Origin of the sequence: Flavobacterium sp. FlaQc-28, from assembly GCF_044007415.1 — a bacterium.
GTDB lineage: Bacteria > Bacteroidota > Bacteroidia > Flavobacteriales > Flavobacteriaceae > Flavobacterium.
The window spans coordinates 211796-224500 of the sequence record NZ_JBIPCM010000001.1; the positions used below are offsets into that span (position 1 = coordinate 211796).

A 12705-nucleotide genomic window follows, 5' to 3' on the forward strand; every position below is an offset into this window, starting at 1 on the left:
TTTTATCGCCTGATCATTATTGTACTTCCTCCGCCTGGACCACCTTCGCGTCCGCGATTCATTTCTCGAAATTCTTCCATTTTTTTAATCACTGTTGCGTCGTACTCTTTTTGAGAGATTACTTTACCTTTTTTTGAGGGTTTTATCTCTACTTTATCTTTAGAGTTCAAAACTATTTTGGAACATAAAATTGTAGTTTTGCCATCATTTACTTCCAGAATCAAACCCGGAAGTCCCCAATAATTTTCTGGCCCTTGATTAACTGGAATTTCTGGTGTATACCAAGCGGTAACTACGATTTGTTTAGGAATTTCAAAATTGTCTTCAAAATTTGTTTTAGTTTCTCCTGATGTCTTTTTTACCTCTTCCTTTTTATCATCATTGTTTTTAGGTCTGAAATTTCTAAAATCAGTTTTACTGGCTTCTTTAACCGCAGTGGCTTTAAAACAATTGTATCCTCCAATTTGCTTGGTTTCCTGTTCTAGTTTCCATTCTAATTTTGGAAGTGAATCTACAACTAGAAATTCTTTTCCCATAAATTCCTTATCAACCGTATATGATTTTGTTTTAACATCTTTATAAAAAGTGCCGCCGCCGCCCATAAACGAATTCATCATAACTCGCATTCCGCCGCCTTGCTGTCCTGGAGTTTCCAGTTTTTCTTCTTCTTTATAAATGGATGCTGATTTGTCAAAATTTAAAATAAATGTTTTTTCGAGCATTTTTTTCAGACGCTCTTCCATACTTTTTTGCATTTCTGGCGTTATATCGCGATTTCCAGTTCTCATACCTTCGAATTTAGGTGCTTGAGTTTTAGATTCGTAAACCGCTAATCCTTGAAAATCTTTTTGTGCTTGTACTTGACTAAAAACAAGAATCAAAAGCAAATAAAATCCTTTTTTCATTTCTTTCTTTTTGTAATTCGGTAAGCTTTTCAAAACTTATACTCAAATGTATTATTAATTTTAAAATACTGAAAATTAAATATATCAATCTTAAAATGTCATCGACAAAATTAAGTTTTTGTAAGACTATTAGAATTTAGAAAGGTTTAAACTCTAAAATAACTAAAACTCTAATTTTAAGAGTTTCTTTTACGCAGTTTTTGTACTTTGGCATTTCGAAACCAAATCTTTTATGAGCAAAATATATCGTCATATTTTTTTACTGCTGTTTATTTCGTGCTCGTTTTCGACTTTTTTTGGACAAAACCAAAAAATAAAACCTGATGTTGTTTCTAAATTTGAGGCTGATGTTGATGACTTTATTGGCTTTGATTCTTTTGGGTATGGTTATGATATAAAGAACAATGTTTTTAGAAAAGTAAAAGGGCGTGAAATCTTTGAATATAAAAATGTGTCTTTGGGAAACATCACCAAAGTTGATATTCAAAATCCGCTTAAAATTGTATTATACTACGAAGACTTTAACAGCGTTGTTTTATTGGACAATCAATTAAATAAAATGACGGAAATTAATTTTTCTCAAAATTCAATTCCAATAATAGCTGGCGCAATGGGTATGTCTACCCAAAATCAGCTTTGGATTTTCAATACTTTAAATCTGCAGATAGGTCTTTTTGATTATTTGAAAAATGAATACAAAACAGTTTCAATTCCACTGACCGAAAGCATAAAGTATTACCAAACTGATTTTAATACTTTTTACTGGATTGATAAAAAAAACAATTGGTTTTCGTGTGATATTTTCGGAAAAATTTCAAGTTTAGGAAATGTGCCAGACTTTGATAAAATTGAAATAATAAGCCCTCAAAAATACATTTACAGCAAAGCTAATTTGTTGTTTTTTAAAGACATTAGCAAAGTAAATACTGCCAAAGATTTTGAAATTGAAATTTTAGAAAAAACGTTTAACAAATTCTATTACAAGGACCAAATTTTATCTATTTTTACAGCTAAAGAAATTGCAAATTATAAAATCGTAACACCGTAATGCACATAGCAATAGCAGGAAATATAGGCGCAGGAAAAACTACTCTGACTAAATTATTAGCAAAGCACTTTAAATGGGAACCCCATTATGAAGATGTTGTTGATAATCCGTATTTAGATGATTTTTACCATCAAATGGAACGTTGGTCATTTAATCTACAAATATATTTCTTGAACAGTCGTTTCCGTCAGGTACAGCAAATTAGAGAAAGCGGAAAAAAAATCATTCAAGACAGAACGATTTATGAGGATGCTTACATTTTTGCTCCCAATTTATATTCGATGGGATTAATGACAAGTCGTGATTTTGAAAACTACACGTCTTTGTTTGAATTAATGGAATCGTTGGTAAAAGCACCAGATTTATTAATTTATTTAAGAAGTTCTATTCCTAATTTAGTTGGACAGATTCATAAACGCGGACGCGAATACGAAAACTCAATTTCTATTGATTACTTAAGCCGTTTGAACGAAAGATATGAAGCATGGATTCAGACTTATACTAAAGGAAAATTATTAATTATTGATGTTGATAACATCAATTTCGTTGATAATCCAGAAGATTTAGGAAACATTATCAATAGAATTGATGCTGAATTGAACGGATTGTTTTAGAACACGAATTGCGCCGATTTAAACGAAATAAAAAAATGCCTCTAAAATTATTAGAGGCATTTTTTTTATTTAAGAAACTTTGTCAAAGTTTTAAACTTTGACAAAGTTGTTAATACTCTTTATTTCGCAGCATCAATTTTTGCCTGCACTTCTTCTTCGGTTCCTTCATAAACTTCTGTGGTTGTTTTACCATTTTCGGTTTTAGTTACAGTTCCTTTCGTTTTTCCGTTTACGTTTGTAATTTCAACTCGAACAGATTTTTTCTCATATTTACTCGTGTCAAAACAATCTGTTTTTTGATATTTTCCTTTTTGATCAAAATGAGCTAAGCATTTAGCTGTTTCTTCTTCAGAACATCCTTTTTCTTTGCACATTGCAATACATTCTTCTTTTGTCATTCCAGACATATCTCCGCATTTAGAAGTTACTCCTGCATGCATTTCTGTTTTAGCGCAGCAAGAACCTTTTCCTGCCATTCCAGCATCAGTATGTCCTGCTCCTAAAATTGGCGCAATTACCAAACCAATTAAACAAGTTAACTTAATCAGGATGTTCATTGATGGTCCAGATGTATCCTTAAACGGATCTCCAACAGTATCTCCAGTTACTGCCGCTTTGTGCGCATCAGAACCTTTATAAGTCATTTCGCCGTTTATCATTACTCCAGCTTCAAAAGATTTTTTAGCATTGTCCCAAGCTCCTCCTGCATTGTTTTGAAAAACAGCCCAAAGAACTCCAGACACGGTAACTCCTGCCATATATCCACCTAACATTTCAGCTATTAACTGGTTGTTATCTGCATAAACAAGTTTTCCTAAAAGTACAATTGCGATTGGGAAACCAATTGTCAAGATTCCCGGCAGCATCATTTCACGCAAAGCTGCTTTTGTAGAAATCTCAACACATTTTCCGTATTCAGGTTTTCCAGTTCCTTCCATAATTCCAGGAATTTCTTTAAACTGGCGACGCACTTCGTATACCATATCCATCGCTGCTTTTCCAACAGAGTTCATCGCTAATGCTGAGAAAACTACTGGAATCATTCCGCCGACAAATAACATCGCTAAAACTGGCGCTTTAAAAATATTAATTCCGTCAATTCCTGTAAAAGTTACATATGCTGCAAATAAGGCTAGTGAAGTTAAAGCTGCTGAAGCAATTGCAAAACCTTTTCCTGTTGCTGCAGTTGTATTACCTACAGAATCTAAAATATCAGTTCTTGTACGTACTTCTTTTGGCAATTCGCTCATTTCTGCAATTCCACCAGCGTTGTCTGAAATTGGTCCAAAAGCATCAATTGCTAATTGCATCGCTGTTGTTGCCATCATTGCCGAAGCCGCTAAAGCAACACCATAAAATCCTGCCAAAGCATATGAAATCCAGATCGCACCTGCAAATAATAATACAGTTGGAAAAGTAGAAATCATTCCCGTAGCCAAACCTGCAATAACATTTGTTCCTGCTCCTGTAGATGATTTTTGAACAATTGCCATAACCGGTTTAGTCCCTAATCCCGTGTAATATTCAGTTACTGATGAAATTGCTCCTCCAACAATCAAACCAATTAAAGTAGCATAAAAAACACGCATTGACGATATTTGTTGTGCTCCTTCTCCATAAAATTCCATTGTCATTACTTCTGGAAGCATATGTTTTACCAAAAAGAAACAAGCAACAGCTGTTAAAGCAATAGAAATCCAGTTTCCTATATTTAATGCTTTTTGCACTTGCGCTTCTTTAGCATTATCATCAGAAATTTTAACCAACATTGTACCTATAATCGAAAATAAAATTCCAAAACCAGCAATAGACATTGGAAGTAAAATTGGTCCAATTCCGCCAAAAGCATCATTAATACTTCCGCCCATATCTTTTATTACATAATTACCAAGAACCATTGCCGCTAAAACGGTTGCTACATAAGATCCAAATAAATCAGCTCCCATACCCGCAACGTCACCAACATTATCTCCAACATTATCTGCAATTGTAGCAGGATTACGAGGATCATCTTCTGGAATTCCAGCTTCAACTTTACCTACTAAATCAGCTCCAACATCGGCAGCTTTAGTGTAAATTCCACCTCCAACTCTCGCAAATAAAGCAATCGATTCAGCACCAAGTGAAAATCCAGCTAAAGTTTCTAAAACAACAGTCATCGTTTCAGTATCTTTCCAAACTCCATCAGAAAAAAGATTAAAGAATAATATAAAGAAAGTCGTTAAACCTAAAACCGCTAAACCTGCAACTCCTAATCCCATTACAGTTCCACCTCCAAAAGAAACTTTTAATGCTTGCGGCAAACTTGTACGAGCAGCCTGCGTGGTTCTAACGTTTGTTTTAGTCGCTATTTTCATTCCAATATTTCCAGCATAAGCAGAAAATAAAGCTCCAAAAATAAATGCAATTACGATTAATAAATGAGTTTGTACTCCTGGAATAAAAGTAATTCCTGCCAAAGCAATACTGGCAATAATTACAAAAATAGTTAATAATTTATATTCGGCTTTTAAAAAGGCTAATGCTCCTTCATAAATGTAATCTGAAATCTCTTTCATCTTACCGTCGCCTGCATCTTGTTTTAAAACCCAAGCCCTTTTTATTCCCATGAAAAGTAATCCTAAAATTGCCATAACAATTGGCAGGTAAATCATAAATGAATTCATAATATAGTAATGGTTTTTGGTTAATAGTCAACAAACTAACTAAAACGAATTTAAACAAAAAAGCAATACTCCTGACGGTAGTATTGCTTTTTTTATATCAAAATAGGGTTAAAATTATTTAATGCTAAATAATCCCTCTGGTTTATTTTCAATGTCATCAAAACGTTTTGTACACTCAGCAATAATTGCATAAGCTTCGTTTACGTCTCCCCAACCTTCAACATCTACTTTTTTGTTTTCAAGATCTTTGTACACTTGGAAGAAATGCTCGATTTCTTTTACTAAGTGAGGATTAATATCTGAAAGATCTGTCAAAGAATTCCAGATTGGATCTGAAACTGGTACACAGATAATTTTTTCGTCTGGTCCTTTATCATCTGCCATGTGGAAAACACCAATTGGCTTTACTTCCATAACACATCCAGGAAAAGTTGGTTCGTTTACCAAAACCAATACATCAAGAGGGTCACCGTCAAGAGCTAAAGTTTCTGGAATAAATCCGTAATCAGCAGGGTACATCATTGAAGAGAATAACATTCTGTCGAAACGCATTCTTTTGATTTCAAAATCGTACTCATATTTATTTCTGCTTCCTCTTGGTATTTCGATTAATACATCGAAAGTTGTTAGTTTGTCTGCGGTCATTTTCGTTTTTTATTGTTTCTATAAATTCGGTTGCAAAAGTAACTAAAGAATCCTTTTTTCACAATAAAAAACTACATTAATCTGCCTAGTTTTGTTTTAAAAAACAGGCAGTTAATAGGTAATCTTACGATTTCGTTTATTTAAGTAATAATGCCACAGCAAATATGTTGCATATGATCTGTACGGACTCCATTGCTGTGCATGAATTTCCATTTCTTGTTTGTCATGAATATCAAGTAATTCTTTAATCGTATTAATTACTGCAATGTCTCCAAGCGGAATTAAATCGGGCTCTTGCAAACAAAACATTAAATAAATATCAATAGTCCAATTTCCAATTCCTTTTAGTTTAATAAGTTCTTCTCTAACTTCCTTTGCCGATTTTACAGCTAAACTTTCTATATCTAAATCTTTATTTAAAACGGCCTCTGCTAAAATTTTAATGTATTTTGTTTTTTGACGGCTTACACCAAGATTTCGAAATTCTTCATCTGATAAAACCGACATCGTTTCTGGATTACACGTTGTATAGGCTTTAATTTTTAAGAATGTGGCTTTAGCCGAATCTATCGAAACTTGCTGCTCGAGAATCAACAAAACTAAGGTCTCAAAACCTTGTGGCCGTTTTGGAATTGGAGGCAATCCATATTTTTCGATGATTTGATAAAAAATTGGATTTTTAGCAGATAGAAAATCAATGGCTTCTTGCATAAAATGGTTTTAAGTCCATTTCAAAATTAAACAAAAAAGAATCTCGCAAAGACGCAGAGACTCAAAGTTTTAGTTCACGCAGATTTAAGCAAAAAAAGCCGCAAAGATTTTAAACCTTTGCGACTTTGTAACTTTGATGCTTTGCACCTTAATATTATTTAGAAATAGAATCCGAAAGATCCTTTTACTGCAAATTTATTAGCATCTGGAGTGTTTAAATAACTTCCTCTCCAAGAAAAATCGATTCTAAATACTTTAAAAATATTACCAATTCCTGCATTATATTCCCAATACACATTTTCTGGCGCATTATAAGGCTGCCCCGAAGCGTTTATGGCGCGATTCGCATCCGAAATGGTTCCATGAACTGCTTTTATACCTACAAATTCTCTCCAATTCAATTTTCTCATAAAAGGAACTCTAGCAAACAACCTTCCTCCAAAATCATGATTCCATTGTAAAGTCGTATATTGATCCGTAATGAATTCATAGAAATTCAAGTTACTAAACGTATTTTCAATTGTAAAATAAGTCTGGTTTCCAGGAATTACACTCATTAATCCTAACGGAATTGTACCCCATGTTTTTCCAGTTTCAAGAATAATATTTGATCTTCCTAATGGCCCAATAATAATAGGCTGTTTATAAAATAATTGAATTTTTTCGTAAGCAAAATCACTGTCAAAAACACCTTTAATACCATAACTAAAGTTAACAAAGAAATGACTAAAAGGGCTGTCAACTAAGCTGCGTTCAACTCCGTATCCAATTGTTTTACGATTTGGCATATATTCAAACTGAATATTTGCTTCTGACTGTTTTACCATACTTTCGACCACACCAGCAGGATTTGCTGTACTCGGTAATGTTGTATAATAATCTAAACTAAAAGTCTTTGAAGCTGATTCTAATGTTCGATACGAAAAACCTGCTTGAACAATAAAATTCTTTTTAGGTTCCATTTCAAAGGAAACATTACTCAGATTAATATTGGTTAATTTTCCGTTGCTTCCTGTTGTAAATAATGCTGATGATGCAAAACTTCGTCCTAAAATATCATTTGTCGTGGTTAAACTGGCTCCAATTTGTTCAATATCGCGCCTGTTTCCTCCAGAAATAATGATCCTGTTTTTTCTGTCGATCATCCATTTTCCTGAAACACCGTATTTGAATTTATTATCATCAAAACCATAAGCTGTATAAGCCTGCAGACGCCAAGGGTCATTTGGTCCAAAATAAGTTCTTCCTCCCGCTCTTATTCGTATACCTTCAACTTCATTATAGCCAAACGTAGAAAAAATAGGTCCGAAATCGAAATTTTTAAATTCAACGTAACCGCTTCCTAAAATCGAGACGAGACTATACAACTGCTTAAATCGCTTGACGGTTTGCAGTGTATCAAGCATTTTATAAATTCCTGCTTCATCTTTATTTAGTTTTTCAAATCGATTTTCTTCCCAGAACTCAGGCGGTCGCTCATAAACTGCATTGTCTATAAAGTTGACTTCTTCTTTGTAAAATTTCTCCGGTTTCTGAATATTGAATTTATGGTTTCGATATAAAGTGGTTCGTTTTCCGTAAACTCCTTTTGATTTTTCTTTTTTGTTTAAAGCAAAATCAGACATCATATAATCACGCGTTAAAAGAAAAACAGAATCGTTTTCTACTTCAAACTCCTGCTCAATATAAATATCTTTTACCCAGTTAATATTGGCGCTTTTAGTAACGCCCATATTAATTTTCTTGATTGCAAAAGTAGAATCGTTTACCCAAAAATCTCCTTTAAAAGTTAATTCGTTTTTACGTCTCGGGTAAAAAACAATATTATAACACCACTTTTTGTCTATATAAGCGCTGTCTTTTAAAACATAATTATATACATCAATTCCAGTTCTTGAAAGCGGACTCGTAAAACTTTTATCAAAAAACTTAAGGTGATTATCGTAAATATTATAGTCTGAATAAAGATCTTTTACAAATGATAAAATCTGCTGATTACCATTAAAACCAGACATTTTATTTCCGGTAAGATTTTCTTTTACTTTCTTTATTTTATTATCGCCATAAACATCATAAACTGACTCGTTGATAAAAATTGGCAGATAAGTTTTCCCTGTAACATCTGATGTATCAATATGATTAAAAACAAACTCCATTCCTTTAAAGAGTTTATTTTTCATAAAAGCACTATCGATTGTGTTCATGTCGAACTCAACTTTCTCGTACTTCTGCATCTGATATTGATTGAACTGGTAAAGTCCGTTTTTACGCTTTCTTTCCCATATTTTTCGAAGAATATCTAAGGCCGGATTATTCTTTTTAGATGTTTTTCCGGTATAAATTACAACTTCGTTAAGCACTTCGGCTTCACTCAAAACTATTTTAAAATCGTAATTTACCGCTTTTTCCAAAGGCACTTCACGATCTGAAAATCCTGCAGAAGAAACCAATAAAGCCGTATAAGTATTGGGAGATTCTAGATAAAAACGGCCGTCTTCATTAGAAACTATTCCTGTATTTGACCCTTTAAAAACAACATTTGCAAACGGAACCGGCTGATTAGATTTATCTAAAACAATTCCACTCACTTTTGTCTGTGCAGCAGCAATATTTACAAAAGCAAATACAAAAAACAGGCTGAGTAAAATTATTCTTTTCATAATCTGGTAAAAAAAGCTTCATCAATAAAAAAGCTTCATCAATAAATATGACTGATGAAGCTTTATGTGTATTTTATATGTGTATTATTTGTACAATACTTTTTTAACTGCTTTTACTACATCACCTGCGTTTGGCAACCAATCTTTTAATAAAACTGGAGAGTAAGGTGCTGGAGTATCTGCTGTCGTAATACGCTGAATTGGCGCATCAAGAAAATCGAAAGCTTGCTCTTGAACGATATAAGTAATCTCAGAAGAAATACTAGCAAACGGCCAAGCTTCTTCAAGAACTACTAAACGGTTTGTTTTTTTAACCGATTTAAGAATTGCATCTTTATCCATAGGACGAACTGTTCTTAAGTCAATAATCTCGCAAGAGATTCCTTCTTTAGCTAATTCATCAGCAGCGATAAAAGCTTCTTTGATGATTTTACCAAAAGAAACGATAGTTACATCTGTTCCTTCACGTTTAATATCAGCAACTCCTAATGGAATAGTGTATTCTCCGTCTGGCACTTCACCTTTGTCACCATACATTTGCTCAGATTCCATGAAAATTACTGGATCATTATCGCGAATTGCAGATTTTAAAAGTCCTTTTGCATCATAAGGAGTTGACGGCACAACAACTTTAAGACCTGGAGTATTTGCAAACCAGTTTTCTAAAGCTTGAGAGTGTGTTGCTCCTAATTGACCTGCAGAAGCTGTTGGTCCGCGGAAAACGATAGGCACATTAAATTGTCCACCTGTCATTTGACGCATCTTAGCAGCGTTGTTTATAATTTGATCAATACCTACTAAACAGAAGTTGAAAGTCATATACTCTACAATTGGACGACAGCCGTTCATTGCTGAACCTACTGCAATTCCTGTAAAACCTAGCTCAGCAATTGGAGTATCGATTACTCTTTTTTCGCCAAACTCAGCAAGCATTCCTTTTGAAGCTTTGTATGCTCCATTGTATTCCGCAACTTCTTCGCCCATTAAATATATGGATTCATCGTGACGCATCTCTTCGCTCATCGCTTCGCAAATGGCCTCTCTAAATTGTATTGTTCTCATATTTATATTGTATGTTGAATTTTCTGAAGAGCAAAAATAAATATTTTAAATCACTTAAAAGCATAAATTAAGTTTAAAATCGCATGAACTTCTTTCTCTCTATAGGTTTTAACTTTTTTAGCTTTATTGTGATATTTACGAAATCGATATAACACACGTAAAACTCACACTTAAACTATGTAAAACTTTTTTTAGACAAACTTTAGGTCATTTGTTAATTCTTGTTCCCTTTAAAATCCTTTGATCAGAACGACAAAAACTAAAAATTAGTATTTAACATGATGAAATTCTGCCCTAACTACAAACATCAGTCGTCGCAAAATTCCTAATAATCAGATGTAACGAGTGTGTTTTTGATTTTACATTCCGACAAAAGCCATCTAAAAACATACAATCTTCGAAATCGTAATAGTTTTTAAAAATATTATGCATGCATAGTATAATTATTCCAAATTAAATTCTAAATTTGTAAAAGCATATTATAAATTCAAAATATATACTTATGAAAATACTAGTTTGCATCAGCCATGTGCCTGATACTACTTCAAAAATTAACTTCTCCAATGGTGACTCTGAATTTGATACCAATGGTGTACAATATGTAATTAACCCTAATGACGAATTTGGATTGACTCGTGCAATCTGGTTTCAAGAGCAGCAAGGCGCAAATGTAACAGTGGTAAATGTTGGAGGTCCTGACACTGAACCAACTTTACGTAAAGCTTTAGCAATTGGTGCAAACGAAGCAATTCGTGTAAACGCAAACCCAACTGATGGCTTTTTTGTTGCAAAACAATTAGCAGAAGTAATTAAAAACGGTGGATATGATCTTGTAATTGCAGGAAAAGAATCTTTAGATTATAACGGAGGAATGGTTCCTGGAATGATCGCTGGTATTTTGGGCTACAACTTCTTAAACTCTTGTACAGCAGTGACTGTTGACGGAAATAATGTAAAAGCGGTTCGCGAAATCGATGGTGGAAAAGAAACTGTAGGCACTACCCTTCCTTTAATCATTGGCGGTCAAAAAGGACTTGTTGAAGAAAAAGATTTACGTATTCCGAATATGAGAGGAATTATGACAGCAAGAACTAAAGCTTTAACTATTCTTGAACCAGTTGACGCTCCTGTAAATACAAAAGCAGTAAAATTTGAAAAACCAGCTCCAAAATCAGCAGTAAAATTAGTTTCTGCAGATAATTTAGATGAGTTAATCAATTTATTGCACAACGAGGCGAAAGTAATCTAGTAATCAGTATTCAGTCGCAGTTTTCAGTTTGCAAAACTTGAAACCTGAAACTTTAAACTTTTAAACAAAAAATTATGTCAATATTAATATATGCAGAATCTGCAGAAGGAAAATTTAAAAAAGTAGCTTTCGAATTAGCTTCTTACGCTAAAAAAGTAGCCGAAAGTTTAGGAACAACCGTTACAGCTTTAACTGTAAACATCAGCGATGTAAGCGAATTGGCTAAATACGGAGTTGATAAGGTTTTAAAAGTAAACAACGATAAATTAGCTGGTTTTACTGCTAAGGCTTACGCCGATGTAATCAAACAAGCCGCTGAAAAAGAAGGAACAAAAGTAGTTTTACTTTCTTCTACAACAGATAGTATTTATCTTTCATCATTAGTTGCAGTAGCGTTAAATGCTGGTTTTGCTTCAAATGTTGTGGGATTACCAGTAAGCACCTCGCCTTTCCAAGTAAAAAGAAATGCTTTTTCAAACAAAGCTTTCAATATTACACAAATCGATACAGATGTAAAAGTTCTTGGTTTAGCTAAAAACTCTTACGGAATTTTTGAAAGCGCAGGAGCTGCAGCTGCCGAAGATTTTAATCCATCAATTGGAGATAACGATTTTGGTGTAAAAGTAGAATCTGTAGAAAAAGTAAGCGGAAAAGTTTCTATCGCTGATGCTGATATTGTAGTTTCTGGCGGACGCGGATTGAAAGGTCCGGAAAACTGGGGATTAGTTGAAAATTTAGCTGAAGTTTTAGGTGCTGCAACAGCATGTTCTAAACCAGTTTCGGATTTAGGATGGAGACCTCACAGCGAGCACGTTGGACAAACAGGAAAGCCAGTTGCAACAAATTTATATATTGCAATAGGAATTTCTGGAGCAATTCAGCACATTGCAGGTATCAACTCATCAAAAGTAAAAGTAGTTATCAATAACGATCCAGAAGCTCCTTTCTTTAAAGTTGCTGATTATGGTATTGTTGGCGACGCATTTGAAATCGTACCTCAATTAACAGAGAAATTAAAAGCTTTCAAAGCGCAACATTCTTAATTCAAGAATTCTTAATATTATAGCTGCCTAAAAACAAGATAATCGTATCTTTGTTTTAAGGCAGCTTTTTTGTTCCATATTTTTTGATTAAAATTGCACCTT

At 33.6% G+C, this 12705-nt stretch carries 10 protein-coding genes; 4 read left to right on the forward strand and 6 right to left on the reverse strand.

Annotated features, from left to right (window positions below):
* Positions 1-2 precede the first annotated feature (2 nt).
* A complete protein-coding gene (locus ACHRVL_RS00870) occupies positions 3-905 on the reverse strand; it encodes a GLPGLI family protein (protein WP_395409621.1) in 903 nt (300 codons plus the stop codon).
* A 232-nt stretch (positions 906-1137) separates the two neighbouring features.
* On the opposite strand from ACHRVL_RS00870, the gene ACHRVL_RS00875 reads away from it, so the two are divergent.
* Positions 1138-1953 (forward strand): hypothetical protein, encoded by an 816-nt coding sequence (locus ACHRVL_RS00875; RefSeq protein ID WP_395409623.1) that lies wholly within the window; start codon positions 1138-1140, stop codon positions 1951-1953.
* Positions 1953-2567 carry a deoxynucleoside kinase gene (locus ACHRVL_RS00880; RefSeq protein WP_089052568.1) on the forward strand — a complete coding sequence of 205 codons (615 nt, stop codon included), beginning with the start codon at positions 1953-1955 and terminating at the stop codon, positions 2565-2567. Before ACHRVL_RS00875 ends, ACHRVL_RS00880 begins: the two co-directional genes overlap by 1 nt.
* Before the next feature lie 119 nt (positions 2568-2686).
* Here ACHRVL_RS00880 and ACHRVL_RS00885 read toward each other — a convergent pair whose 3' ends face one another.
* The 5 genes from ACHRVL_RS00885 to ACHRVL_RS00905 all read right to left on the reverse strand — a co-directional run bounded on the left by ACHRVL_RS00885 (position 2687) and on the right by ACHRVL_RS00905 (position 10311).
* A complete protein-coding gene (locus tag ACHRVL_RS00885) occupies positions 2687-5233 on the reverse strand; it encodes a sodium-translocating pyrophosphatase (RefSeq protein ID WP_395409624.1) in 2547 nt (848 codons plus the stop codon).
* A gap of 114 nt (positions 5234-5347) precedes the next feature.
* On the reverse strand, positions 5348-5878 hold the full coding sequence (locus ACHRVL_RS00890) for an inorganic diphosphatase (protein WP_089052566.1): 531 nt from the start codon (positions 5876-5878) through the stop codon (positions 5348-5350).
* A gap of 111 nt (positions 5879-5989) precedes the next feature.
* Positions 5990-6589 (reverse strand): DNA-3-methyladenine glycosylase family protein, encoded by a 600-nt coding sequence (locus ACHRVL_RS00895; protein WP_395409627.1) that lies wholly within the window; start codon positions 6587-6589, stop codon positions 5990-5992.
* 158 nt (positions 6590-6747) lie between these two features.
* The gene (locus ACHRVL_RS00900; protein ID WP_395409628.1) at positions 6748-9249 is read right to left on the reverse strand and encodes a DUF5686 family protein; all 2502 of its coding nucleotides are present in this window, start codon (positions 9247-9249) and stop codon (positions 6748-6750) included.
* An 84-nt stretch (positions 9250-9333) separates the two neighbouring features.
* Complete coding sequence (locus ACHRVL_RS00905) at positions 9334-10311, reverse strand: pyruvate dehydrogenase complex E1 component subunit beta (RefSeq protein ID WP_089052563.1); 978 nt, start codon at positions 10309-10311, stop codon at positions 9334-9336.
* 502 nt (positions 10312-10813) lie between these two features.
* Between ACHRVL_RS00905 and ACHRVL_RS00910 the strand changes: the two genes are divergently transcribed.
* Positions 10814-11560 carry an electron transfer flavoprotein subunit beta/FixA family protein gene (locus ACHRVL_RS00910; protein WP_089052561.1) on the forward strand — a complete coding sequence of 249 codons (747 nt, stop codon included), beginning with the start codon at positions 10814-10816 and terminating at the stop codon, positions 11558-11560.
* A gap of 74 nt (positions 11561-11634) precedes the next feature.
* Positions 11635-12603, forward strand: a complete 969-nt coding sequence (locus ACHRVL_RS00915; protein ID WP_089052560.1) for an electron transfer flavoprotein subunit alpha/FixB family protein — start codon at positions 11635-11637, stop codon at positions 12601-12603.
* The last annotated feature ends 102 nt before the right edge of the window (positions 12604-12705 follow it).